A 23,935-nucleotide genomic window follows, 5' to 3' on the forward strand; every position below is an offset into this window, starting at 1 on the left:
CACCTCCGCGGCTCAGCCCTCGGATTCCGGAACATCACCAACTACATCGCTCGATCACTCCTGGAATCAGGCGGCTTCAGACCCTACCTACACTCCCAATTACGATGAGCCACTTTAATAGGGTAGATCCGCTTATTTCCGGGGATTTTGGGGCTTTTGAGTGTGTGCGGTGTTGGTCCCCTCCCCCATTGTTTTTGCCTGCTGGCGAAGCATCGCGGAGCTGTTCTCCTCTGGGCTGGTCAACCCGTAGGGCGGTCTGTGTGCCGGGAAATCTGGGAGGAAATAAGCGACGTCGGAGCGCCGATCAGATTGTTTGGTTCCGGCCCGCTCAGCGCAGCTGAGTTGGGCGGTGCAGCGGGGACGCATAATCCGCAGGAATCTCTATGATGTTGTCAACGGATTCCTGCGGGTCGGTTAGGGCCCCGGTCACAATGAGGTGATCCACCAATGGGGCTTTGGAATCACGGGTGGGGATCCCCCCCTCTGGATCAAGCGATCTCCTGTAGGGTTTCCGACCTGACACGTAGGGCGGCGGCGCAGAAGGAGGGGCAAACGTCAGGGGTTGCAGTAGTTACAAATACTTGGGGGTGCGGACGTTGTATCGGCTATGTCGCGGGTGTCGTGGTAAGGGCATTTGAGGCATCCAAACGTCTCAGCACGCGTCTCGCTGGTCGGCGTACCGCATGCACTGCACTGGAGCCCCGGTACCCGGCCGACTCGCCAGAACCCTGGAGTGCCGCAGGCTGGGCACAAGGAGCGAAGCTTATGGGCAAGGTCTTCGGCCGCGAGGCCGATTACTTCCATGCGTGTTGGGTTTGCGCTGGCACGCATGTCGGTCTCGATTAAGACCAAGCCGTTTGAAGATCGAGTCAACGCTCTCGAAAAGGCGCGCTCCAGGTCCTGCCAGCTCGCGATTCCCTTGCAGATGTACGTTCCGTCCTTGCCGTCAGGGCGAACGACCAGATGGTGTCCAGGAAACTGCACTTCACGGGCGAACGCCTGGGCTGCCGCCCACTCGCCGGTGAGCAGGTGATTGAAGTTTGTTTTCCCTTCGCCTATTCCCACCACCTCGAGATTGCGCTCGTTGTCCATCCAAACGATTAGTTCGATGTTCCACGGGAACATGCCGATGTAGGGATCCGGCCCAAAGGAACCCTCGCTGGCGATACCCAGCGACAGGCCCGATAATTCCATGCCCACCGATGCCTTCTTACGGGCAGTTTCCGATTGTGTTCCTGCGCGGGAAATGTCATGTGTGAAAGTACCGAGCAAGTCCGTGTCGTAACCCGTGACATGTTCAACCCGGCACCCAAGTGCATGCTCCAGCGCGGGTCCTAGCACCCGCTCCTTCCCATGTTGGGTCAGCAGAGCGACGCGTTCACCGGCATAGATTGCATGCGGGATTGGATCATCAGATTCGGCCTTGGTCACAACTCACCTTTCATGGAGCAGCAGAGGCTGAAGTGGCCGGCACCTCATCCCAGGTGCCGAGGCCGGGACAGTCCCCCAAACCTTCGAAGACATCCTAATAGACGAATTACGTTTCATGAATTGCAATGCGTATGTATGCGGCGATTTGTGAAATGCTGGCAGCACGAGCTTGCATCTGCGGCCAGTGAGTCCAGGGGACCCGGCAGGGTTCATTACTGCTCTTGTTCACTCCGTCGGGAAATAATCAGAGAGTCCTAATGTGGTAGACCCCATCATCCTTTTCTTCATTCTTGGGGCGCTGGCCGGGCTGCTCCGGTCGGAGCTGCGCCTTCCGGCGGCAATCTATGAGTTCGTCACCATCGTGCTGCTGCTGGCCATTGGCCTTAAGGGCGGTGTGGAACTCGCCAAGCAGCCCTTTGGCGAACTGCTACCCCAGATCCTGGCCGTAGTGGCGATGGGATTCTTCCTTTCCCTTCTGGCCTTCCCGGTGCTGCGCTACCTCGGACGCTTCAAACGTGCCGACGCAGCCTCCATTGCCGCCCACTATGGCTCCGTCAGTGTAGGTACCTTCGCCGTAGCCATCGCCTACCTGGGCACTCGACAGGTCGTCTTCGAAGAGCACATGCCGCTGCTTCTGGTGATGCTGGAAGTACCAGCCATCATCGTGGGCATAGTTTTGGCGCGGGGAGTCTCCAAGGAGACCAGGTGGAAAACGGTCGCTCACGAGGTCTTCCTCGGAAAAGGCATTGTCCTGCTCCTGGGTGGCCTGTTCATCGGCTGGATCGCCGGACCCGATGGCCTGTCCTCCATCGAACCCCTGTTTGTGGACATGTTCAAAGGGATCCTTGCCTTATTCCTGCTGGAAATGGGGCTGCTGACAGCAACGCAGCTCGGAGGCCTGCGCAAATACGGCGTGTTCCTAGCGGCTTTTGCCATCATCATGCCGCTGTTCTCAGCCGTCATAGGTGCAGGGCTGGGCTGGGCATTAGGACTGTCGGTGGGCGGAACAGCTATTCTGGCAACACTGGCGGCAAGTGCCTCCTACATCGCGGCGCCGGCGGCCATGCGCATTTCCGTACCGGAAGCCAACCCCACGTTGTCGCTGGCGGCATCCCTAGGGATCACCTTCCCGTTCAACGTGGTGGTGGGGATCCCGCTCTACCACGCCCTGTCCATCTGGATCCATACCTTCGCGAGGGGATAAAGCCATGGAAAGCCACCGACGCAAGCTCCTGACCATCGTCACCGAGGCCGTCCTCGAATCAACCCTCGTCCGCGACATCGAGCAACACCACGCCCACGGATACACCATCACCGACGCGCGCGGGAAAGGCAGCCGGGGCGTCCGCGGAGCAGGCTGGGAAGCGAACAGCAATATCCGTATCGAGGTGGTCTGCGACGCCGTGATAGCGGAAGGCCTTGCTGCACACCTTCGCGAGCACTACTACGAGGACTACGCCATGATCCTGTTTCTGAGCGACGTCGAGGTCCTGCGGCCGGCCAAGTTCTAGGCCTTCGTGCCCTCCGCGGGCTGCCCCTTTTCAGGCACGAGCACAGCAAGGAGTTCGTCAAGCTGATGGCCGGCATCAACAGGGTGCCGGAACGGGCGGCCGAACACCACAGAATAGATGTTTCGCCTGCCTGCCCGTGTCCTGGTGATGTAGCCGGCCTCGACAAGGTCAGCAGCAATCTTCTGGGCGGCACGCTCCGTGACCCCCACCGTGGCAGCCAGGTCACGTAGCCGTATCTGCGGATCACGGGCAATGGTCAACAGTACGTGGGCGTGGTTAGTCAGGAACGTCCACCCGATGCCGCTGCCTGACACTTCGCTTTCCTTTGCTTCAAAATCTTCAGTCGCCACCCCTTGGACAATAGCGGATCTGGGCACGACGAAAGCGCCGCCGGTCCCAATCCACAGCAAGCACCCACAACGCTTATGATCGCCAGGCGCAGGAATCGTCTCGTTACCAAGCCGCCGGTCGTAGACGGCTAGATCAGGCTGTAAGTGGTGGTGCCAGCGATACCAAGGTGTAAGTAGTGCCGTCGCGGAGCATGGCCCAGAGGACATTGAGCCGCCGTCGGGCGAGCGAGAGCATGGCCTGGATGTGAGATTTCCCTTCCACCCGTTTTCGGTCGTAATAGGCACGTGAGGCCGGGCAGGATTTAAGCGCCGAGAGCCCGGAGAGGAAGAAGACGCGGAGCAGCCGGCGATCGTATCGTCTTGGCCGATGGTGGTTGCCGCTGATCCTTCCGGAGTCCCTCGGCGCCGGCGCCAATCCAACAACACCGGCGAACCGGTCCGCAGACTGAAAAACCGTCATATCTCCGCCGGTGGCACCAAGGAATTCGGCGGCAAGGACAGGGCCAAAGCCGGGCATGCTCAACAGCACCTCGGTATGCCGGTGTTCAGTAACCTTCTCGCTGATCAGCGCATCCAGTTCTTCCAGTTCCTCGTTCAAACTTGCCACTTCGCGGGCGAGGGCTGCGACAATCACCTCCCCGATGCGTTGGGCAGGAACGACGGTCTGCTGGGACTTCGCGGCTTCTACCGCAGCCGCAGCAACCGCTGCCGAGGAACGAGCACCGTGTTTCTTCAACCACGCCTGGATTCGCGCCTGGCCGGCACGGCGGATCCCATCCGGAGTCCGGTACTTGGTCAGCAACATCAGCGCGGCTTTGGATCGGCTGTAATCGAAGGTCCGCTCCAGCGCGGGGAAATACTCCAGGAGCTGAGCTTTGAGTCGATTAATCGACCTCACCCGATCCGCCGACTTGTCAGCCCGCCGGGCCGTTAGGAGTCGCAACCCGACGCTGATCTCGTCACCGGCGCGCAAAGGCTGCAGGTCAGTCCGCATCCGGGCCTGGTCGGCGATCACAGCGGCATCCTTGGCATCTGTCTTGCCGTCACCCCTATAAATCTTCGAGGCGTGGTGCACCGTCCGCCCAGGAATATAGAGAAGGTTCTGACCATGACCAACAAGCAACGCGATGAGCAGCGCCGGTCCGCCATGATTCAAGTCCATCGCCCACACCAAAGGACCACCGTCCGATAAGTCCAGGACCGTGCCCAAAAGTTGGATGAGCGCCGCTTCGTCGTTGAGAACCTTCTGCGAGAGCAGCCTGTTTCCCTCGCCATCGATCACAACGCAGTGGTGATGGGCTTTGCCGGCGTCGATGCCGGCCCATAATTGCACCAAGAACAGCCTCCAGTCTGTTGGATGAGAAGAGCCCAGCAGATAACCGCGCCGTCGTGTCCTTATCCGGCGATCATGTCGCGTCTCTCAATCAGCGGTCGGGTCATCGCGGGGTGGCGGGCGGCCAATCCTACGGAGCCGTCACGTGCAAGCGTGCGGTCCACAGCAGCCAAGCCATACCCGCCTCCCTGGGTAGCCACGACCCTACAATGACCGCGGAACTGAGCCCGGTAACAACATAAGAACAGCAGCAAAAAAGTCTTTACACGGCCAGACGCGTTGCGTAAGACGGACACACGATTGCGGGCTTGAGGTCCCACACACAAGCCGGTAAGTGACCAAGACTGATGGAATGAAAAACTATTTGACTCCAGAAAATGGCCGTCAGCTCGTCAAAGTCGAGGGCCGGAACGATATCGGCGAGATCGTAAACGGTGGGCATAACTTCGGATCCGTGCGCGCAATCTATTGCGTCGGTATTCACTTCCCGGAGGACGGTTTCTGCGGCTACTACGACAAAAATCGCGTCACTTCTGTAGAGAAATAAGGGCTCGGACGGCTACGACCAGTGGCCCTGAATGACGGAGATTCCCCGGCCACCCACGGAGCAAAAAGAGGGTTGGCTGTCCGAACGGTAGTGAGGTCCGTTTCTGCGGTGCGAGCTAGCGAGCACCGCTGATTTGTTCGCCTGGGCCGGCTCCGTCCGGGCCGGGCAGCACCCCGCCGGTTTCCGGCGGGGGTGCTACTCCCCCGGTTTAGGCTTCGTCGGCGTAGTCCGCTTCTTCGGCGGTGAGTTCTTCCTCTTCGGCCTGTACTTGCGCGAACGTCTCCCCCGGCTGCTGCACTCCACTGTTTTCTGCCTTCACGGATTCCTGTGTTTCTGTGTTTCCGTGGTTGGTGATGATGGTTTCCACCTCACTGAGGGTGTACCCCCATGTGGTGAGCTGGGTCAGGTAGTGCTTGGCAGTGCTGGTGGGGTTGCGCCATGACTGGCGGGTGAGGCTCTTCTCAAATCCTGCGAGGATGACGGCGAGGGTGTTGGTTTCGTGGCGTCCGGTGGGCTTGGCGGTGATCTTCGCCAGCTCGCCGTAACCGTCTTTACCTCCGAGTAGTTCGGCGGCGAATCCGGTGTGCTTGGAGAGGCCATCCGCAACGGTGTAGGAGTGATTCCCCATTGACTGGGCAATAAACCGCAGAGCGTTCTTCGGGGCTGTTTTGCCTTTGAGCAGGGTTTTGAGGAAGTCCACGCGGACCGTTTCGGCGGCGTCCCATGCTTTATTGTTTTCGATCACGCGGCGGCGTTCTGCTTTTTCGTCCTCGGTCATGGGCCCTGTCCGGGTGGCGCCGGGTTTGGTGAATCCTGCTGCTTTCCAGTCGGTATTGACCAACGTGATGCTTACTTCCCCGTTGTAGCTGATTCCGATGTGCGCGGCGTCTGCGTCGTCGTCGGTGAGTGGAACACCTTCGATGGTGCGCAGGTCGCGGATATTCGCAATGGGGCCTTTGTAGTCGTAGTAGTTCAGATCCTCGTCAACGATCTTCAGTCCTTGGGCGGTGACGGTGGCCGCTGCATCGGCCATGAGCGCGGCGCGGGTGCGGTCGTCGCGGAGCCGTTGGGCGGTGTGGTCAAAGCTCTGCGGGTTGTGCGCGGCGGTGGTTTCGAGTTTGGTGATTGCTTCTGCGTCGCCGCTGAATTCCTCGATCACTGCGGCCATGTCCAGTGTCATGCCTTGGGCGAGTGCTGCGCTGGCGGTGTCATTGGCGCGGACTTTCAGTGCCGCGTCCACGGTGGTCTTTTTTGCGCCAGTCTTTTTCGCGATCTGGGTGGCTGAGACTCCGAGTAGGGAAAGCTGGTGGAACGCTTCGGCGCGGTCGTTGTCGGTGAGTCCTTGGCGCTGGTCGTTTTCCACGACCTGCTTAGCTAACCTGTCGGCCTCTGTGAGGCTTTCGACTACGTAGACGGGCATCAGGTCGAGCTTCGCTTCTACGGCGGCGAGGGTGCGCCTCTGTCCGTACAGGACGTGCACTCCCCCGCTGTCGGTGCGGTGGGCGACGACTGGCTGGATTACTCCGTGTTCTTTGATGGAAGCCAGGAATGCTTTGTCGAGCTGCACGTCGGCGCGGACGTTGGCGTCGATGGTCAAGGTGGTGGGGTCGATCATTTCGAGAACAGACATAGCGGTGTGCTCCTAGTTCGCAGGGTGGGTGGGGAACCTGTGGTGACCAGCAGTGTGGGTTCCTCTCCCCCGTTGGTTTTGCCTGCTGGCGGAGCTTGCGTAGCTGTGCCTGACGGAGCAGTGCTCAACGCCGTAGGGGCAAGGGTGGATCAATTCTGGGAGGAAATAAGCGACGTAGGAGCGCCGGACAGGATTGGTATGCGCGTAGCCGGCGGAGCCGGTTGACGCTGTGGAGCAGGTACGTATGATCCGAAGGAATCTCAATGATGTTGTCAACGAATTATTTGGGTTGCTTCTCCGGTGTCCTGGCCCGCTCGGGGCCAGGACACCGGAGGGCCTCTAGCCCGTCCAGCCCAGGTATGGCCTGCGGTCTGCGTCCGGCAGTTCGCCTGCCGTTGCGGGCAGGACCTTAGGGCCGTCGGACTGTCCCATCAGCCAGTGGAAGAACACTTCGGACGTGAGCGCTTCGAAGCACGCGGCCTGACTGCGGAACCAGTGCTCGTGCGTGTCGCCCTCAACGTAGGTTCCGTAACCGAAAAGTTCCTCGGAATCGTCGCGGGCGCGGGCCACGGCGAAGACGATCAGCGGCCAGGCTCCGGCATCCCATCCCTCAGATCCCCAGTTCGGCAGGGCTGACCAGCCGGAATCTTCGAGGGTTTCCATCCAGTCATACCCATCCCCCATCCGATCATCGGCGGGAAGTCCGGGGACGGTGACGGTTTCGTCGGTATCGGTGGTGTTCGTACGGGTCATTATTCCAACGCTCATGCGGTCGCTCCTCTAGTTCACAGGGCGGGAAACGTTCAGTGACCAGCACCCGTTCCCTCTTCCCCACCATGTTTTTTGCCTGCTGGCGGAGCTTGCGGAGCTGTGTCCGACGGAGGCGGTGCCAACCTGTTAGGGCAAGCGGTCGGGAGTTGGTGAGGAAATAAGCGACGTAGGAGCGCCGAGGCGAGTCACGCCCGCGCCGCCGGCCACAGGCCGGTTGAACAGCCGGAGCGGGCACGTAGAATCCAACGGACAGCAGCAAAAAAATGAAAGACAATGCTTCTACTGCCCGAGCGACAGCGAGGACCTTCCTGATCCGGGAAACGCCCCAAACGTTTCTGTCATGGCCGCGACGGCGTTTCCTAGGCGGGCGACGGACTGGGGTTTCCTGGCGGCTCGTAGGCGGTTCCATCGCGGAGCATAGCCCACAGGACGTTGAGCCGGCGTCTGGCCAGGGAAAGCACGGACTGAACGTGAGTCTTGCCTTCTGCACGTTTGCGGTCGTAGTAAGTCCTGGACGCGGTCGAACTTCGCAGACTCGACATAGCCGCCATGTAACAGGCCCGAAGAAGACGCCGGTCATATCGCCTCGGTCTGTGGTGGTTGCCCCGTATCCGACCGGAATCTTTCGGCGCCGGCGCGAGACCCGCGACTCCGGCAAGCCGGTCGACGCTTTCGAAAACGGACAGATCACCGCCTATAGCGCCAAGGAATTCCGCTCCGAGCAGGGGTCCGAAGCCTGGCATGCTGAGCATGATCTCTGCCTGGTGGTGTTCGCGGAAGCGCTCGGCTATCAGCGTGTCCAAGGCGTCGATCTGGTTCTGAATATCCAGGACTTCCTGCGCGAGCTCGGCGACCATCGGCGCACCGATCCGCTGGGCGGCAACGGTGGTGTACTGGGATTTCGCGGCCGTTACGGCCCTTTCTGACACATCGGCGCTGCTGCGGGCGCCCTGGCTACTAAGCCAGGCGTGAAGGCGTTTCTGTCCGAGCCGACGCAGCGCATCGGGGGTCTGGTATCTCGTGAGCAGCAACAGCCCGGCCTTGGATCTGCTGTAGTCAAAGGCCTGTTCGAGGGCGGGAAAGTATTCCAACAACTGTGCACGCAAGCGGTTGATCGCGCGAGTGCGGTCGCAGGCCTTGTCCGTGCGGCGGGCGGTAAGGATCCGCAGATCCACGCTGATGTCATCCCCGGTACGAACCGGTTGCAGATCCCGACGCATCCGGGCCTGGTCAGCGATCACCGCGGCATCCTTCGCATCGGTCTTGCCGTCCCCACGGTAAGTCCTAGAAGCGTGATGTACCGTGCGTCCTGGAATGTAGAGCACGTGCTGGTCATGGGCTACAAGCAGTGCGATCAGCAGTGCAGCCCCACCGTGGTTCAGATCCACGGCCCAAACCACCTCTCCCCCACTATCAAGCGCCGCGACGCTTCCCATCAAATCCAGCAGATCTGTCTCGTCATTGGCCACCCTCTGAGAGAACAAACGGGCTCCCTCAGCGTCAATGACCACGCAGTGGTGATGGGTTTTGCCGGCGTCTATCCCGGCCCACAGTTGCGACAAAGCGCTCTCCCTTCATCGTTCGAATATGAAGCCCAGCAGATAACCTCGCCGTCGTGTCCTTATCCAGCGATCATCTTCTTGTCGCGTCTCTCAATCAGCGGTCGGGCCATCGTCGAAGCAACAGGCGGCCAATCCTTCGAAGCCGTGACAACCGTCCGGCACAGCAGCAAAAGCCATACCCATCACCCCTGGGTAGCCAAGACACTACAACTGCCCTGCAAACTACCTGCTCAACAACATAAGGACAGCAGCAAAAAAGAGAGTGGTTTCCGGCGACGACCGGTCGGGAGCGCCGGCTGTCAGCCCGAACGGTAGTGAGGCCCGTTTAGTGGGCTTGTGTCCTAGGCTCGCTCTGCGGGGATATCTGGCGCGTAAGTTAGCGTGCGTGCAGGTAGTGGCGTAGATACGCCGCCTGGGAGCGTTTCGACTTCATGGCTGCACTCCTTTGTCACACGCCGTAATTCCAACTGTGGAAGTTGCGTGAATCAAACCGGACCGGCTTTAGTTGTGTACGACCATCCCGAGCGGCCGAGAGATCTGGATCGATGACGCCGCAGCAACCCATTGGAGCCTCAGGCTTCGATAAGGTGCTACCGCCAGACCGATGGAGAGTGAAATGACTGTACCTACCGCGTCCGCTAATAAGGCAAGCGCTGAACGGGACCCTGGCCAGTGGCTCAAAAGTGTCCGGGCCACGGGCAGGTGGGAAGGCTCAATGACCACCCTCGTTGAAACTCGAGGGTTTACCTTCCGGACCGATGAGCCTGTTGCTGTGGGCGGGAACGACAAATCCCCAACTCCCATGCAGTATGTGGTTGGAGCGGTCAACGGCTGCGTCACCGTAGTTATCGAAACCGTGGCACGGGAACTGGGCATCGTCGTTGAAGCCATCGATACCTCTTCCCAAGCTCAGCAGGACGTTCGGGGATTCCGGGGGACGGCGGACGTCTCCCCTCATTTTAAGAATTTCGCGTTGACGGTGAATCTGCGCACGCCGGTTCCAGAATCAGAGTTGGATACCTTCAAGCGGCAGGTCGAAAAGCGGTGTCCGGCCATCAACTTGGTGCGAGACGCAGGTGTTGACTTTAACCTCGTATGGCTGATTTCCGGGGCGGAGGCATGACCAGCGCGGGACTTTGGACGCTCGGCCTTGCCGTCGGGTACACGCTACTTCTGGCTTTGACGAGCCGGGCCGCTCGTAACCGGGCAGATCATGGGGAGGGCTTCTTCGTCGGTAGCCGGACCTTCAGCCCGTGGACCGTGGCGTTTTGTATTACGGGCCTGTTTTCAGGATCCTCCTATATCGCCATCATGGAGCTGAGCTACCGAACAGGGATATCAGCTATCTGGTATGGAGTGGCGGAAACGGTGCAGGTTCTCCTTATCGCCCTGATTCTCGTCAAGCCGTTGCGCAAACGCTTGGTGGTAACGGTGACTGGAATGATCGGGGAGCGGTTCGGTCGTAAAGCCCAGGCGATTGCAGGGTCAATCACGGCGTTGACCTTCCCCATGTGGTCAGTGGCGACGGCCATCGCTTTTGCCTCCGCGCTGCACGCTCTCACCGGTCTTTCAATCCACGCCGCCATCATCGTGACGGCGTTGTTGCTCCTTGTGTTCCTCTCCGCAGGCGGAATGCGAGCTGTTGCCTTCACCCAGACCGCCAACTGTGTGGTTTTCATCGGCATGCTCGCCGTTGGAATCCTCGCATTCTTTATCAATCCGGGCATCGATGGCATCCGCCAGCTTGCCGTGGATCAGCCGGAGATGCTGGATATGTCCTCGGCGGGAGTGACATTGATTGCCGCCTGGTTCGGTACTTTCATTGTCAATGTTCTTCTGGCGCAGGCCGCCTTCCAGATGACCATGTCCTGCCGCACACCCGAAGACGGCCGCAAGGGCATGCTCTACGCTGCGGGTCTCGGCATCCCGTTCATCGTCATTGGGGCTTTGCTGGGTACCGCTGCTGCGATTGTCGTTCCGTCACAGGACCTGGGATTGGTGGCGGTATCGCTCTATATCGCTGAGGTGGTTCCCGCGCCGCTGGCTGGTGTCTTCTTCCTGGGAGTGTGGGCCTGCGCCCTGAGCTGGGCGGGCCCATGCCAGTTTTCGGGTGCAACCAGCCTCGGACGTGACGTTGGTCGGGCGCTGCGTCCCAACGCCAGCGAGGATGACCTGGTGCGGTACACCCGGTGGTCGCTTGTCCTGTTGACCGTCCTGATGATTGTGTTCGCTTTCTTGCGCACTGAACAGGCCGCCTGGTGGAACGTCCTCGCTTGGACATTGCGTAATGGTGCCACCCTTGCGCCGGTGCTGGCCGTATTGTTCTGGCCATTGGCTACCCGCCGCGCTAGCTACGCGGCAATGCTCGCCGGATTCGGCACAGGGCTGGGTTGGTATCACTTCGGTGGTTGGTCGCCGTCGCAGTTCCTCTTCGGTATCCATCCGGTATGGATCGGGATGACGATCAATGTCGTAGTCATGATCAGTGTTTCGCTCGCCTCAACGCATTGGCGACTCACCACGGATGCTGGAAGAAGGCAATGGGGTCTGGTGGCCGGCGTCTCGGCCTCCATCCTTTATCTCATCACAATATTCTTCTGGGGATCGCTGCATCCCTTGGGGTTGTCCGGGCTGATGTTCTTCACGGCAACCGCTGGTGCGGCCACCGCGACCTTCCTACTCACCGAAGGCACAAAGCCACACGACGATGTTGAACAACGGACAACGGACCCTTCTCACCACCGGGCATCGGCGCGCTAGCCGGGTAGGGCAGTTGCCGCTGATTCATTCGACGGAACTACCCAAATCTCTCATGAACTCATGAATACGTCAGAGGTTCGTCGTATCTCGGTCAGGTAACTCCCAGTTTCAAATGTTCGAACATTTAAACTTTTTCGGGTACGTTTGATTCCGTGGGCCGCACTCATCGTGGGGCTCGTCGAGGTCTTCTACCGAACCCTGCCGGAGACCCTCGGCTTTCTGATAACTAGAGGCAGGGGCGGGGAAACCAAATGTGGGTTCTATAAAGAATCCTCGGGGTGAAGTCGCACAGGTGTTTTCCTCGTGCGGCCGGGTGTCTCCCATCCGAATCCGACAGCTCACCTCGTAGGTATAGGGAGAGTTCATCCATGTCATCAAATACTGCGCCTGCTAGGCATCGCGCCGATACGAAAATCCACTCAATCCTCATCGATAGCGGGCGAACCGCCTTACCGCAGGGCGGGTCGAAAGTCGCAGCACTTGCGCTTGTTTCCGGGATGATGGTGGCGTTAGCAAGCCCCGTCCATGCCAGCGCGATCGCTCACCCATCACAAGATGCCGCCGATTCAGCACTCTCAGCAACCGCTTCATCATCGGATGTGCCCGTCGCAGGCGCTGGCGACGTTGATCAAAGCACGGCGTACACCGTTAGGTCGGGCGACACCCTGGGCGCTATCAGCGCTCAAACAGGGGTCGGGCTACAGGACCTCTTGACGCTGAACCAGCTCACCGTCACGTCAATCATCTACCCAGGCGACACCGTTCTACTGTCCGGGGGATCCAGTGTAATGAATGCTGAAGCGTTGGAGACCCGCCCCGTAGCCTCGTCATCCCCCGCGAGTTCTGAGTTTAACTTCAGTACTCAGAGCTCATCCGTGAGCCCGCTGAGTAACCGGGTGAGCAGCGAGTCAGGCAACATCTGGGATTCCGCTGCGGCTTCTGAAGCTGGCACGGCCAACGGTCGGATTCTTGCCTTCGCTCGTTCACAGTTGGGTGCCATTCAGGACTGCACCGTCTTGGGGGAAGGTGCTTTGCGAGCCGCCGGTGTGACGGGGGTGGGAGATGAATCCCCTGAATCCTTGATGGCTTTCGCTACTCCGGTATCGGATCCCCAGCCCGGGGACTTCGTCTATTACGCCGACGGCGGGATGGGCTTTTCACACAACGCCATCTACCTCGGTAACGGCCGCGCCATCCACAGCGGATGGAATGGTAACCAGACGGTAGAGGAATCAGTCGACGTAGGTTCCGGCCCCGTCTACTACCGGGTCAACGGCTAAGCATCCAGATCGGCTGACTGGGCTCAGATCCAGCAATCTCGGGGCTCCCCGGACACCAGATCCGAAGGTCAAGATCTGGTGTCCGGGGAAATCTACGCAAGAAGGCCGTCTATGAGCAAACAAGGACGGCGCAAACCTCGTACACGTAGGCCGCACCAGGTGGTACTTCGTCGTCTCTTACGTTCCACCCTTGCGCCTTCCCCTCAGCGCATCACGCCAGGAGTAGTAGATGCCACAAGAATCTAACCAACGAATCTCGGGTGTTCGTACTGCCACCCTCATCGCAGCCCTGCTCGTTGGCGCGCTCATCCTCGTTATTGGGCTGATCGCTTCCCAGCGCGCCTCCTCCCCCGCCGCGGAAGGATCAGGGGTGGTTGTAACAGAAGAACCCTCTGGCCAAGAGGACGAAGTATTTGATCTATCGCGGCGTATCGCCGATGACCCTCTAGCCCTCGGCGCGATCGATGCCCCCGTTGTCCTGGTCGAGTACGCCGACTACAGGTGCCCGTTCTGTGGGGTCTTCTCGCGCGAGACACTGCCAGCGCTGGTCGATGAGTACGTTGCTAGCGGAGAACTCCGCATCGAGTGGCGGGATCTCCCAGTTTTCGGGGCTGAGTCACACGATGCTGCTGTGGCCGGCCGTGCGGCCGGAGAGCAGGACAAATTCTGGGAGTTCAACGAAGCGGTTTTCGCGGCGGCGCCCGAACGAGGCCATATCAGCCTGCCACGCGAGGAACTGATCCGCATTGCAGAAGAAGTGGGGGTTGCAGATCTCGCGGCGTTCACAGCGGATCTGGACTCCGAGGCTCTCGAGCAGGCCGTTCAGGCCGACGCTGAAGAAGCCGCGGCCCTCGGAGCTACCGGTACCCCACTATTTCTGGTGAATGACATCCCCATCTCCGGTGCCCAACCTCTAGAAGTGTTTGAACAAACCATTGATGCTGTGCTTGCAGAGACAAGTTCACGGTAATGGTAATCGGATACAGTGGGGCGTTCCTCGGCGGTCTACTTACCCTCCTCAGCCCATGCTCGGCTTTGTTGCTGCCAGCATTCTTCGCGTATGCCTTCAGCACAAAGCGACAACTGGTGGGCCGGACTATGCTCTTCTACGCGGGACTACTGTGCACGTTGGTCCCCTTGGGGGTTTTTGCCGGCACCTTAGGCTCCCTCGCCACCACTGACCGCCACCTCCTCATCGGGTTCGCTGCCGCCCTCATGATCTCTCTAGGGCTCCTGCAGATCCTCGGTGTTCGTCTACCAGCGTTCGTACGCCCCAGATCCGCGACCCGTGGTTCCGGCAGTTCAATCTTCGTTCTTGGACTGGCGTACGGAGTCGCAGGAGCCTGTACCGGCCCCATCCTCGGATCAATCCTCACTGTCGCCGCAGCGGGAAGCAACGCCGTCTACGGCGGAATACTGCTAGCCATCTATGCCCTAGGGATGGCCGTTCCTCTGTTCTTCCTCGCGGCACTGTGGGATCGCCTTGGAGTTTCAGGACGCCGCTGGCTCCGACCCCGTCCGATCACGATCGGACGGTGGTCCAATTCCTGGGTGATGGTGGTCTCGGGCACCCTCTCAATCGGCATCGGGCTCTTCCTCCTCGCCACCGATGGAACAGCAAGCCTGGGCGGTATCCTCTCCGTGACTGACCAGTTCGCCGTCGAAAACGCAGCACGCAGCTTCGCGAAATCCATCCCCGACGTTGCTGTCCTGCTGATAATTCTCATACTCCTGGCCATAACCGGTGCCATCTACCTACACCGACGCCGCCATAGTTCATCCGGCGCATCGTTCACAGCGTCACCGGATCAAGTGTCAAAGGAGACCTCATGACTACCCCCCTAGCGAACCCCACCACCCAACGATCCACTCTGTTGGCTGCGCTGCGTCAATGGCCCTCACGCCGGTGGATCGCGGTGACAGTCGGAATGGTCATGACCTTCCTGATCGTGGCCATTCCTACCGATCTCATCGACACCCCGCTATTCAGCCGCGAAGTGCCTCCCACCTGGTGGTCGGTGCCAGCGCTAATCATCTCCTCCGCGCTCAGCGGCCTAGTCCTCGGCACTTACATAGCGCAGGACCGAGTGGAGGATTCCGCGCCGCGTACCCGCTCAGGAATTGCGGGGGCCATCGTGACGTTCTTCGCTGTCGGCTGCCCAGTGTGCAACAAAATAGTATTGCTCGCCTTGGGAACTTCGGGGGCCATGCAGTACTTCGAGCCCATTCAACCATTTCTCGCAGCACTCGCCATCGGTCTTCTCGCCTGGGCCTTTTACCGGCGCACGATGTATGAAGACCGTTGTCCGGTCTGAACGAGACCTGGTTAGCATCATCGGATCAAGCGGTTGGCGGATCCGCTTTGCATCCGAAGTTGGTCGAGATCTCCACACGGTCGCCCACCACATAGGTTCGTCGGAATTCCACGGATTGCGCCCGATGACAACCGGTACGCTCGATCAACAGCAACGGCGAACCCGCGGTGCATTGCAGGAGCGTTGAATGCTCCGGCCCGGCAAGGACCGCTGAAAGCCGCTCGGTGCCGCCGTTGAGGACCATTCCACAACGCTTCTCAAGCTCACCGTACAAAGACGTCTGGGTGAAATCTGAATCAATCAGGATGCCTGCGATGGAAACTGGCATCCACACCTCATCCAATGCAATCGGTTCCTCGTCGGCAAAGCGCACACGCCTGAGATGAAAAAGATCGGCGTCCGCCTCCAAGGAGAGCAGCGCCGCCGAGGCCGGATTCTTCGTCACTTCCTGTTCCAGCACGACACTACGGTGTGCCATCCCTGAATCCCTTACCGAGGCAAGCAGACTGTACAACGGTCCAAACGCCGTGCTGCCTCCCGCCTGCACCCGGGACTTTTTCCCAGGATGAGCTTCGACACGTCCTCCATCCCGCAAAGGCTTCAAAGCCGCCCTTATCGTTCCCCTGCTCACCCCATAACGCTGCGCCAACTCGAGTTCGCCCGGAAACCGAGTATCAAAAGCTCCGCTCTGCAGCTCTTTCAATAATTCAGCACTCACACGTTTCCATAACGGAACCGCCGCTCCCCCTTCCTCAACCATCACCGCCACGGCACGCACCTTCCTGGAATGTTGGAATAGCAGCGATCCCACAGACACATCCCATAAAGACCGCCAACCTTGTTCCAAGCTACGCGGTAGCGTTTTACAGCGCCACCGAAGTGGTCAAGGCTTCACCTGATTGCCGGCTGCAACCTACGGAACGAAAACTACTGAGTAATTCAACACTCATTGTCTCCTCCGCCTCTCATTCCAGGCCTGTCAGCGACACCAACCGGAGCTTCGAATACGCTGCTGAACAAGCAGCCACAGAGCTGCGACCTGGCGTATCAGCTTCGCACCAGAGAGGTAATCGTCTGTCTAGGTTTGTCTAGGCTTGTCGTCACAACCGCATATATGCGGCGCCGTTGAACTGACGTCGAGCGATGTGGGCAACGGCTGCGGGCGTAACCTTCACCTCTGAAGCAAGGGTGGAAGGGTCGATCTTTGCCGAGTGGAGGCTGTTCCCGCAAGCGTAGACCGATATCGAAGAACCCGAGATGTCAGCGATTGCTTCCGTTGCGATGAGTTGATTGACGCTAGGGCCCTGGACGAGGATCTCGACTGCCACGTCGGGTAATTCCGCTGCGGCGTTGCGGGCGACGCGGATAGCTGCGGCAAGGTCTGGGAAAGGGGCGTGGCCCGGCCCGGCCAGATGCAGAACCAGCACCTTGGTCCCAGGGATCTGGTTCATGCCGAACGACCGAACAGCCGGTTGAGCCAGCCTGTAGCTCCGGAACTTTTGTCCCGGGTGGTGGTGCGCTGGCTGACCGTAGCGCAGGTGCACCGCTCATTGTTCGGTACACGTCGCATCACCTGATCAACGTGGTTCCCGCATCCACTCCAGGTGGTCTTGCGGCAGTACAGGCAGGTTGTTGTCCGGCACATCATGCTTCCTTCCCAGTAGTACTTTCAGGTTCTCTATTATACCCCCATGGGTATACGCCACTGGCACCGTTGATGGTTGCATAGATACCCCCTGGGGTACTACGCTGGGTACCAGGAGATACCCCCAAGGGTATCCAATAGCTATCGGAAGGACGATTATGCTTCTCGAGCGTATTTATGATCAGGACCTGGCCCAGGCGAGCTACTTCATTGGCTGCCAGGCCAAGGGTGAGGCAGTGGTGGTTGATGCCCGTCGTGACATTACTCCGTACCAGCAACTGGCCGCGGCCAATGGGATGAAGATCGTCGCGGTGACCGAGACGCACATCCACGCCGACTACCTTTCGGGGACGCGGGAACTGGCCGAGGCAACCGGGGCCGACATGTACGTCTCCGGTGAGGGCGGAGACGACTGGCAGTACGGTTTCGACGCCGAGCGGCTCTACGACGGCAGCACCATCACCTCGGGGAACATCACCATCAAGGCCGTGCATACTCCCGGCCACACCCCGGAACACCTGACTTTCCTGATTACCGACGGCGCGTTCAGCGACCAGCCCGGCTACCTCCTCTCGGGGGACTTCGTCTTTTCGGGCGATCTTGGCCGCCCTGACCTTTTGGATGAGGCTGCCGGCGGGATGGATACCCGCTTCGTCGGCGCGAAACAGCTTTTCACCAGCCTCCGTGAGAAGTTCCTGACCCTCCCCGACCACGTGCAGGTATTCCCGGGCCACGGTTCGGGCAGCGCCTGCGGTAAAGCTCTGGGCGCGCTTCCATCCACAACGGTCGGCTATGAGCGCCTCTACGCCTGGTGGGGACCATACCTCGCAGCCAATGACGAGGAAGGTTTTGTCCGTGAACTGCTCGACGGCCAGCCCGATGCCCACGCCTACTTCGGACGCATGAAACGGCAGAACCGCCTGGGCCCGGATGTGATGGGCTCACGGGGGGAGCTGCCACAACTGGATAACGCGGCACTTGCCGGTGACCTCGCCGAGGACCGCGTGACGTTCGTCGACACCCGATCAAACGACCAGGTGCACCGGGGAACGGTGACAGGCGCCCTGAACATCCCCGCAGGCACCAAAATGGCAAGCTTCGGCGCCTGGGCCTACGACCCGGAAACCGACAGCCGACCGTTGGTCCTGCTGGCACCGGATCAGGACGCAGCGCAGGACATGTGGGACCACCTGGTTCGGGTCGGCATCGACAACGTGACCGGCTTCACCACGAACCTGGACGGATTACGGGTCACCACACCGGCGGTACTCGCCCCCGGCGACCTTGAGAACTTCGAGGCAGCATTGCTCCTCGATGTGCGGAACAAGACCGAGCACGCCGCTGGCAGTATCCCTGGCTCCCAGCAGCTCAGCGCTGGCCGGGTGCTTTGGCACCAGGACCAGCTCCCTTCCGAGGGAACGATCGTGACCTACTGCCAGAGCGGGGTCCGGAACTCCGTTGCGGCCAGCGCCCTGCGCCGGGCAGGCTACGACGTCGTTGAGCTCGACGGCAGCTACGCAGGCTGGGCAGCGTGGAACGCCTCCCAGGAATCAGCCCCCGTCAGCTGAGCACCTGACTGACTCCGCCGACACGCAATGGCCCGCCCTTTGGGGCGGGCCATTGCCATGACTGCAACGCGACGATCCCTGGAGAACCTCATGACCCACCATTCCGCATCATCTACGGCCAGACTCGGGCTGAGGGCCAACGCAGCGCAGTTCAGTTTGCTGGTAGCGGTGAACGCCCTGGTCGGAGGCGTAGTCGGCCAACAGCAGACCGTGCTGCCGATGCTGGCCACCGAAACCTTCGGCCTGACCGGCTATACCGTCATTTTCACTTACATCGCCGCCTTCGGGATTACCAAGGCAGCCAGCAACTACGCCGCCGGGATCATGGTCGACCGGTTTGGACGCAAACCCGTCCTCCTCCTTGGCTGGCTCTTCGCCATACCGGTCCCGCTGATGCTGATTTTCGCCCCGGACTGGGGGTGGGTGGTCGCGGCGAACGTCCTACTCGGCATCAACCAAGGTCTGACCTGGTCAACAACAGTCGTGATGAAGATAGACCTGGTCGGCCCGGACAAACGCGGGCTCGCCATGGGGCTAAACGAGGCCGCCGGCTACGGTGCTGTCGCCATCACGTCCCTGTTGGCCGGCCAGCTCGCCGCCTCGCATGGTCTGCGGCCGGCGCCGTTCCTGCTCGGAGCAGCCTATATTGCCCTGGGTCTGACGCTCTCGACGCTGCTGGTACGCGAAACCCGCGGCCACGCCGCTCTGGAACAACACCACCGAACATCGCACCTGAGACCGCCGCGCGCGGCTACCGGACCCAGCAGTCGGGAAGCACCGAGCAGTCGAAAGGCACTGAGCAGTCGGGAGGTTTTTGCCCTCAGTACCTGGCGCGAACCTGCCCTGGCGTCGGCGAGCCAAGCCGGACTCGTCAACAACCTCAATTTCGGCCTGGCCTGGGGCCTATTTCCCCTTCTGTTCGCAACAGCTGATCTGTCGCTGGGCCAGATTGGGCTGCTCTTTGCCCTCTACCCCGGCGTCTGGGGCGCCGGCCAGTTAGTGACCGGGGCACTCTCAGACCGCTACGGGCGTAAGCGCCTCATCACCGCGGGCATGGTCCTCCAGGCCGCAGCGCTGGCTGTCATCGCCCTCGCCGATACGTTCCCGGGCTGGGCTGCTGGAACCGTGCTGCTGGGAGCGGGCACCGCTATGGTGTATCCGACATTACTGGCAGCCATCGGCGACGTCGCAGAACCGGCTTGGAGGGGGCGCGCGGTCGGGATCTACAGGCTTTGGCGGGACCTCGGGTATGCCTTTGGTGCCGTTGTCGGCGGAGTAGTAGCAGACGCCGCCGGTCTGCACGCAGCGGTATGGGCCGCCGCGGCCCTGAGCGCCATCTCGGCGCTCATCGTTGCTACCCGCATGTATGAAACCCACCCGACAGCCCCATAGTCACCGCGTTAGCCACCGCATTCGATGGCCCGCTACCGGGGCAGGAACAAAAGTGGCAGGGGATGCCTTGCGCCTTCGCGCAACGCATCCCCTGCCAGGTCAGTAAGGCCAGAGACCGCTTAGGCCAGTGCGAGGAAGAGCTTCTCGAGGTCCTTCTTGTCCATGGTGTTGCCACCGTCGGCCAGGCATTGTTCCAGCCCCGAGGAAATGATCGCGAAGCCGGCGCGGTCCAAGGCCTTGGAAACCGCAGCGAGCTGCGTGACGACGTCCTTGCAATCCCGGCCTTCCTCCAGCATTCGGGTCACCGCGGTCAGTTGCCCCGTGGCGCGCTTGAGCCGGTTGATCACCGGCGTGAGTTCAGTGGTGTCGAGCTGCACAAAATCCTCCTGGAGGTTACTTTTCTTCCCTTGATTATATACCCCCTAGGGTTTATTGCATACCCCCTAGGGTATGTGGCAGTATTGATACCGACAGTTCAAACCGCTGAAAAATTCGAAAGGGAAACCTTTGGCTTCCAACACCTCCACCGTGACCGCCCTTGATCCTGAAACCCTGCGTGATTGGATCAGCCAGCATGAAGACCTGATCATCGTTGATGTTCGCTCTGCCGCTGAATTTGAGACCATGCACATTCGTGGTTCCTACAACGTTCCGCTTCCCCTGCTCTCCGAGCACACCGATGAGCTCGCGGAACGGCTGGGACAGCGGGTTGTGCTGGTCTGCCAATCCGGTGTCCGCGCCGAACAGGCACGTCAGCGCCTCGGTGGAGCCGGTATCAGCACTGCCCAGGTCCTCACCGGTGGCGTTCCTGGTTTCGCCGCCGCCGGCGGCGACGTTGTCCGCGGCGCCCAGCGCTGGGACCTGGAGCGCCAGGTCCGTCTGACCGCCGGGTCCCTGGTGGTCGCTGGCCTGCTGGCCGGCAAGCTCGTTTCACCAAAGCTTCGCCTACTGGCCGGGGCGATCGGTACCGGGCTGACCTTCTCAGCAGCGACCAACACCTGCGCCATGGGCAACGCCTTGTCGAAAATGCCGTGGAACAAAACAGCCAGCGAGCCAACGGCTGCGGCCGCGATCAACCAGATCCCCGCGGGCAACTAATAAGACTCCGCGTACCCTGCCCGTCCCCCATCGGGCAGGGTACGCGGGCATTCCCTTCACCAGACCTTGGCTGACACGAAAAAGGAACCATGATGGCTGAAATCACCATTCACGACGCGAACGCCCGCCGGAACCAGGACCAGATCCTTGACGTCCGCGAAGAGTTCGAAGTCGCCGAGGGCATGATCCCCGGCGCCCAGCACATCCCCATGGGGCAGCTCATGACCCGACTGGACGAACTGGACAAGAACCGCCCGGTCATAGTCGTGTGTCGCAGCGGCAACCGCAGCGCCCGAGCCGCCGAGGCCCTCGGCACCGCCGGCTACACCGCAGACACCATGGGCGGCGGAATGATCGACTGGCTCAATGCAGGATTTCCCACCACACGCTGACCTGCAGCACCCCACCGACCTCCCCGCCCGAAAGGACCCCCATGAGCGTCACTCTGCTCGCGACCGTACTATTGTCAGTGGTTATCGGTATTTCGCTCGGTCTGCTCGGCGGAGGCGGATCCATCCTCACCGTACCGATCCTGACCTACGTCGCCGGGCTTGACCCCAAAGAAGCGATTGCCGCCTCACTATTCGTGGTCGGCGTGACTTCCGCGGTCAGCGCCATCGACCATGCCCGCAAGAAGCGGGTGAAATGGCGCACCGGCCTCGTTTTCGGTGCCGCCGGAATGGCCGGCGCCTTCGGCGGAGGGCTCCTCGGCGGACGCATCCCGGGAACCATCCTCATGATCGCCTTCGCTCTCATGATGGTGGCCACGTCCATTGCCATGATCCGCGGCCGGAAAAACAAGACCAGCACACCCCACGACGGGGAACTTCCCATTCTCAAGGTCATCATTGAAGGCCTCATCGTTGGCCTGGTCACCGGACTCGTCGGAGCCGGTGGAGGCTTCCTCGTTGTCCCCGCCCTGGCCCTGCTCGGCGGACTATCCATGCCCATCGCCGTCGGAACCTCCCTCGTGGTAATCGCCATGAAATCCTTCGCCGGACTCGCAGGCTACCTCACCACCGTCACCCTGGACTGGGGCCTCGTCGCGGCCGTCACAACCGCCGCCGTCGTCGGATCCCTGATCGGCTCCCGCTTGGCAGGCCGCATCCCGGAAGCAGCCCTCCGGAAGGGCTTCGGGATCTTCGTCCTGGTCATGGGCGTGTTCGTCCTCGTCCAGGAACTCCCCGCCCCCTGGGGTACTGGCTTGGCGATCACCGCCGGCATCATCGCGGTCGCAACCGCAGCTTGCTGGTTCCTTCTGCCCCGCTGTCCCCTGCGCACACGCGTAAATCCGCAGTCTTCGTCCCAGCCCGGCGGCACTACCCCACAATGAGAGCCGCAGGTACGGTGTCTAACAATGATCAAGGCGTTCAAGGAGGAATTTCACATGGATGTAATCACCATCGAAACACCACCGCTCGGTGACCGCAGCTACCTCGTTCACGACGGACAAGTGGCCCTCGTGATCGATCCGCAACGCGACACCGACAGGGTCGAAAAGGAGGCCGCAAACGCAGGGGTGCGCATCACCCATGTGGCAGAAACCCACATTCACAACGATTACGTCACCGGTGGACTACAGCTGGCCAAAGACCATCAAGCCGTTTACTTGGTCAACGCCGCCGACCAGGTTGAGTTTGACCGGACGCCAATCTCCGACGGAGAAACAGTCCGGATCGGACGGTTGACGCTGCGAGCTGTCGCTACACCCGGGCATACCCACCACCACCTGTCCTACCTCGTTACAGAAGCGGGCCAGCAGGTGGTCTTTTCCGGCGGAAGCCTTCTCTATGGGTCCGTGGGGCGCACCGACCTGATCAGCAGCGACGACACCGTACCCCTGGCCCACGCCCAATACGCCTCGGTCCGTCGCCTGGTCGCAGAAGCCACCCCCGAGGCTGACCTCTACCCCACCCACGGGTTCGGATCATTCTGCTCCTCAGGCCCGGCCAGCGGGGCCGACTCCTCAACAATCGGTGAGCAAGTGAACAGTAACCACGCGCTCACGGACCAGGACGAAAACCACTTCGTCCAGGAACTGATCGACAACCTCAGCGCCTACCCGTCCTACTACGCCCATATGGGCCCGGCGAACGCTGCCGGCCCCGGACCGGCCGTCCTCGACGTGCCCCAGCCTTTGGACGCCGAGCAACTCGCCGACAGGCTTGGCAAGGGTGAATGGGTGATCGACCTGCGCAACAGGATCGCTTTCGCCCGCGACCACCTACACGGCAGCGTCAGTTTCGAATACGGCGACGGAACGAACTTCACGACCTTCCTCGGCTGGGTCCTACCTTGGGACCAACAGCTCACCCTCGTCGGTGAACGCGACGACGTCGAAAACGCCATCCGTGACCTCTCCCGCATCGGCATCGACCAACCCGACGTCGCCCTCGGCTCCGATCCAACTGATCTGTCACCCCAATCCGCACACAGTTCATATCCGAGCGTGGGCTGGGAAAACGTCCGAACCGACCGTGGCCCGAACGATGTCATTCTCGATGTTCGCCGCACCGACGAATACAACGCACAACACATTGAAGGTGCACTCAACCTTCCACTCCACGAGTTGCTGCACCGCCTGGACGAAGTGCCCAATCAGCGACTATGGGTTCACTGCGGATCCGGCTACCGGGCATCAGTGGCTGCCAGCCTGCTGCAACGAGCTGACAAAGACGTCGTACACATCGACGGCATGTTCGACGACGCCAACGACGCCGGACTACCCATGGACCACTGACT

The 23,935-nt window shown here is 60.7% G+C and carries 25 protein-coding genes and 2 riboswitches; of the genes, 15 read left to right on the plus strand and 10 right to left on the minus strand.

Translation table 11 applies throughout. The features are described from left to right. Positions 1–555: 555 nt before the first annotated feature. Complete coding sequence (locus tag ACX80T_RS15275; protein ID WP_051317608.1) at positions 556–1,431, minus strand: DUF6671 family protein; 876 nt, start codon at positions 1,429–1,431, stop codon at positions 556–558. A gap of 259 nt (positions 1,432–1,690) precedes the next feature. Between ACX80T_RS15275 and ACX80T_RS15280 the strand changes: the two genes are divergently transcribed. Continuing rightward, a complete protein-coding gene (locus tag ACX80T_RS15280) occupies positions 1,691–2,635 on the plus strand; it encodes a sodium-dependent bicarbonate transport family permease (protein ID WP_019481130.1) in 945 nt (314 codons plus the stop codon). Between the two features lie 4 nt (positions 2,636–2,639). Beyond that, entirely contained in the window at positions 2,640–2,942 is a 303-nt protein-coding gene (locus ACX80T_RS15285; RefSeq protein WP_019481131.1) for a P-II family nitrogen regulator, read from the plus strand. On the opposite strand, the gene ACX80T_RS15290 is transcribed toward ACX80T_RS15285, so the two are convergent. The 3 genes from ACX80T_RS15290 to ACX80T_RS15300 all read right to left on the minus strand — a co-directional run bounded on the left by ACX80T_RS15290 (position 2,939) and on the right by ACX80T_RS15300 (position 4,825). Beyond that, positions 2,939–3,292 carry a helix-turn-helix transcriptional regulator gene (locus ACX80T_RS15290; RefSeq protein WP_024475961.1) on the minus strand — a complete coding sequence of 118 codons (354 nt, stop codon included), beginning with the start codon at positions 3,290–3,292 and terminating at the stop codon, positions 2,939–2,941. The genes ACX80T_RS15285 and ACX80T_RS15290 overlap by 4 nt on opposite strands. 133 nt (positions 3,293–3,425) lie before the next feature. Continuing rightward, the gene (locus ACX80T_RS15295; protein ID WP_459304872.1) at positions 3,426–4,628 is read right to left on the minus strand and encodes an IS110 family RNA-guided transposase; all 1,203 of its coding nucleotides are present in this window, start codon (positions 4,626–4,628) and stop codon (positions 3,426–3,428) included. A gap of 59 nt (positions 4,629–4,687) precedes the next feature. Next, complete coding sequence (locus ACX80T_RS15300; protein WP_162148018.1) at positions 4,688–4,825, minus strand: hypothetical protein; 138 nt, start codon at positions 4,823–4,825, stop codon at positions 4,688–4,690. A gap of 152 nt (positions 4,826–4,977) precedes the next feature. On the opposite strand from ACX80T_RS15300, the gene ACX80T_RS15305 reads away from it, so the two are divergent. Further along, entirely contained in the window at positions 4,978–5,172 is a 195-nt protein-coding gene (locus ACX80T_RS15305) for a hypothetical protein (protein WP_019481133.1), read from the plus strand. A 208-nt stretch (positions 5,173–5,380) separates the two neighbouring features. Here ACX80T_RS15305 and ACX80T_RS15310 read toward each other — a convergent pair whose 3' ends face one another. From ACX80T_RS15310 to ACX80T_RS15320, 3 genes are all read right to left on the minus strand, one after another. Further along, positions 5,381–6,802: a ParB/RepB/Spo0J family partition protein gene (locus ACX80T_RS15310; protein ID WP_459304873.1), complete on the minus strand. Its 1,422-nt coding sequence runs from the start codon at positions 6,800–6,802 to the stop codon at positions 5,381–5,383. Between the two features lie 339 nt (positions 6,803–7,141). Further along, on the minus strand, positions 7,142–7,570 hold the full coding sequence (locus ACX80T_RS15315; RefSeq protein WP_024477293.1) for a hypothetical protein: 429 nt from the start codon (positions 7,568–7,570) through the stop codon (positions 7,142–7,144). Positions 7,571–7,932: 362 nt separating this feature from the next. Then, positions 7,933–9,135: an IS110 family RNA-guided transposase gene (locus ACX80T_RS15320; RefSeq protein WP_035748384.1), complete on the minus strand. Its 1,203-nt coding sequence runs from the start codon at positions 9,133–9,135 to the stop codon at positions 7,933–7,935. A 512-nt stretch (positions 9,136–9,647) separates the two neighbouring features. After that, positions 9,648–9,746: riboswitch (SAM riboswitch) on the plus strand. A gap of 104 nt (positions 9,747–9,850) precedes the next feature. Between ACX80T_RS15320 and ACX80T_RS15325 the strand changes: the two genes are divergently transcribed. The 6 genes from ACX80T_RS15325 (at position 9,851) to ACX80T_RS15350 (ending at position 15,490) form a co-directional block, all read left to right on the plus strand. Further along, complete coding sequence (locus tag ACX80T_RS15325; RefSeq protein ID WP_225668350.1) at positions 9,851–10,258, plus strand: OsmC family protein; 408 nt, start codon at positions 9,851–9,853, stop codon at positions 10,256–10,258. After that, complete coding sequence (locus tag ACX80T_RS15330) at positions 10,231–11,895, plus strand: sodium:solute symporter family protein (protein WP_459304874.1); 1,665 nt, start codon at positions 10,231–10,233, stop codon at positions 11,893–11,895. Before ACX80T_RS15325 ends, ACX80T_RS15330 begins: the two co-directional genes overlap by 28 nt. Positions 11,896–12,084: 189 nt before the next feature. Further along, positions 12,085–12,261: riboswitch (cyclic di-AMP (ydaO/yuaA leader) on the plus strand. Between the two features lie 509 nt (positions 12,262–12,770). Then, the gene (locus ACX80T_RS15335) at positions 12,771–13,175 is read left to right on the plus strand and encodes an NlpC/P60 family protein (protein WP_243400659.1); all 405 of its coding nucleotides are present in this window, start codon (positions 12,771–12,773) and stop codon (positions 13,173–13,175) included. 229 nt (positions 13,176–13,404) lie between these two features. After that, positions 13,405–14,145 carry a DsbA family protein gene (locus tag ACX80T_RS15340; RefSeq protein WP_024476415.1) on the plus strand — a complete coding sequence of 247 codons (741 nt, stop codon included), beginning with the start codon at positions 13,405–13,407 and terminating at the stop codon, positions 14,143–14,145. Beyond that, positions 14,145–15,008, plus strand: a complete 864-nt coding sequence (locus ACX80T_RS15345) for a cytochrome c biogenesis CcdA family protein (protein ID WP_024476416.1) — start codon at positions 14,145–14,147, stop codon at positions 15,006–15,008. Before ACX80T_RS15340 ends, ACX80T_RS15345 begins: the two co-directional genes overlap by 1 nt. Further along, positions 15,005–15,490, plus strand: coding sequence for a hypothetical protein (locus tag ACX80T_RS15350; protein ID WP_035747631.1), 486 nt, complete (start codon positions 15,005–15,007; stop codon positions 15,488–15,490). The genes ACX80T_RS15345 and ACX80T_RS15350 overlap by 4 nt, the downstream gene beginning before the upstream one ends. Before the next feature lie 25 nt (positions 15,491–15,515). On the opposite strand, the gene ACX80T_RS15355 is transcribed toward ACX80T_RS15350, so the two are convergent. Both ACX80T_RS15355 and ACX80T_RS15360 read right to left on the minus strand, forming a co-directional pair. Next, a complete protein-coding gene (locus ACX80T_RS15355; protein ID WP_024476417.1) occupies positions 15,516–16,250 on the minus strand; it encodes a GntR family transcriptional regulator in 735 nt (244 codons plus the stop codon). A gap of 340 nt (positions 16,251–16,590) precedes the next feature. Beyond that, positions 16,591–16,941 (minus strand): DsrE family protein, encoded by a 351-nt coding sequence (locus ACX80T_RS15360; protein WP_035747635.1) that lies wholly within the window; start codon positions 16,939–16,941, stop codon positions 16,591–16,593. 352 nt (positions 16,942–17,293) lie between these two features. Between ACX80T_RS15360 and ACX80T_RS15365 the strand changes: the two genes are divergently transcribed. Next, complete coding sequence (locus tag ACX80T_RS15365; protein WP_024476419.1) at positions 17,294–18,703, plus strand: MBL fold metallo-hydrolase; 1,410 nt, start codon at positions 17,294–17,296, stop codon at positions 18,701–18,703. A 90-nt stretch (positions 18,704–18,793) separates the two neighbouring features. Continuing rightward, a complete protein-coding gene (locus tag ACX80T_RS15370) occupies positions 18,794–20,095 on the plus strand; it encodes an MFS transporter (RefSeq protein ID WP_024476420.1) in 1,302 nt (433 codons plus the stop codon). A gap of 119 nt (positions 20,096–20,214) precedes the next feature. On the opposite strand, the gene ACX80T_RS15375 is transcribed toward ACX80T_RS15370, so the two are convergent. Next, a complete protein-coding gene (locus tag ACX80T_RS15375) occupies positions 20,215–20,472 on the minus strand; it encodes a metal-sensitive transcriptional regulator (RefSeq protein WP_024476421.1) in 258 nt (85 codons plus the stop codon). A 130-nt stretch (positions 20,473–20,602) separates the two neighbouring features. Between ACX80T_RS15375 and ACX80T_RS15380 the strand changes: the two genes are divergently transcribed. The 4 genes from ACX80T_RS15380 to ACX80T_RS15395 all read left to right on the plus strand — a co-directional run bounded on the left by ACX80T_RS15380 (position 20,603) and on the right by ACX80T_RS15395 (position 23,933). Continuing rightward, positions 20,603–21,193: a rhodanese-like domain-containing protein gene (locus ACX80T_RS15380; protein ID WP_024476422.1), complete on the plus strand. Its 591-nt coding sequence runs from the start codon at positions 20,603–20,605 to the stop codon at positions 21,191–21,193. 92 nt (positions 21,194–21,285) lie between these two features. Then, positions 21,286–21,585, plus strand: coding sequence for a rhodanese-like domain-containing protein (locus tag ACX80T_RS15385; protein ID WP_116779193.1), 300 nt, complete (start codon positions 21,286–21,288; stop codon positions 21,583–21,585). Between the two features lie 41 nt (positions 21,586–21,626). Continuing rightward, positions 21,627–22,526, plus strand: coding sequence for a sulfite exporter TauE/SafE family protein (locus ACX80T_RS15390; protein ID WP_116779192.1), 900 nt, complete (start codon positions 21,627–21,629; stop codon positions 22,524–22,526). 54 nt (positions 22,527–22,580) lie between these two features. Then, positions 22,581–23,933, plus strand: a complete 1,353-nt coding sequence (locus tag ACX80T_RS15395; protein ID WP_116779195.1) for an MBL fold metallo-hydrolase — start codon at positions 22,581–22,583, stop codon at positions 23,931–23,933. The last annotated feature ends 2 nt before the right edge of the window (positions 23,934–23,935 follow it).

The organism is Arthrobacter sp. Sr33 (assembly GCF_054511195.1).

Coding starts and splice junctions, on each gene's coding strand:
- ACX80T_RS15285 (WP_019481131.1), top strand. CDS start 2,640: ATGGAAAGCCACCGACGCAAGCTCCTGACCATCGTCACCGAGGCCGTC.
- ACX80T_RS15305 (WP_019481133.1), top strand. CDS start 4,978: ATGAAAAACTATTTGACTCCAGAAAATGGCCGTCAGCTCGTCAAAGTC.
- ACX80T_RS15310 (WP_459304873.1), bottom strand. CDS start 6,802: ATGTCTGTTCTCGAAATGATCGACCCCACCACCTTGACCATCGACGCC.
- ACX80T_RS15315 (WP_024477293.1), bottom strand. CDS start 7,570: ATGAGCGTTGGAATAATGACCCGTACGAACACCACCGATACCGACGAA.
- ACX80T_RS15325 (WP_225668350.1), top strand. CDS start 9,851: ATGACCACCCTCGTTGAAACTCGAGGGTTTACCTTCCGGACCGATGAG.
- ACX80T_RS15330 (WP_459304874.1), top strand. CDS start 10,231: ATGGCTGATTTCCGGGGCGGAGGCATGACCAGCGCGGGACTTTGGACG.
- ACX80T_RS15340 (WP_024476415.1), top strand. CDS start 13,405: ATGCCACAAGAATCTAACCAACGAATCTCGGGTGTTCGTACTGCCACC.
- ACX80T_RS15345 (WP_024476416.1), top strand. CDS start 14,145: ATGGTAATCGGATACAGTGGGGCGTTCCTCGGCGGTCTACTTACCCTC.
- ACX80T_RS15350 (WP_035747631.1), top strand. CDS start 15,005: ATGACTACCCCCCTAGCGAACCCCACCACCCAACGATCCACTCTGTTG.
- ACX80T_RS15355 (WP_024476417.1), bottom strand. CDS start 16,250: ATGGTTGAGGAAGGGGGAGCGGCGGTTCCGTTATGGAAACGTGTGAGT.
- ACX80T_RS15360 (WP_035747635.1), bottom strand. CDS start 16,941: ATGAACCAGATCCCTGGGACCAAGGTGCTGGTTCTGCATCTGGCCGGG.
- ACX80T_RS15365 (WP_024476419.1), top strand. CDS start 17,294: ATGCTTCTCGAGCGTATTTATGATCAGGACCTGGCCCAGGCGAGCTAC.
- ACX80T_RS15370 (WP_024476420.1), top strand. CDS start 18,794: ATGACCCACCATTCCGCATCATCTACGGCCAGACTCGGGCTGAGGGCC.
- ACX80T_RS15385 (WP_116779193.1), top strand. CDS start 21,286: ATGGCTGAAATCACCATTCACGACGCGAACGCCCGCCGGAACCAGGAC.
- ACX80T_RS15390 (WP_116779192.1), top strand. CDS start 21,627: ATGAGCGTCACTCTGCTCGCGACCGTACTATTGTCAGTGGTTATCGGT.
- ACX80T_RS15395 (WP_116779195.1), top strand. CDS start 22,581: ATGGATGTAATCACCATCGAAACACCACCGCTCGGTGACCGCAGCTAC.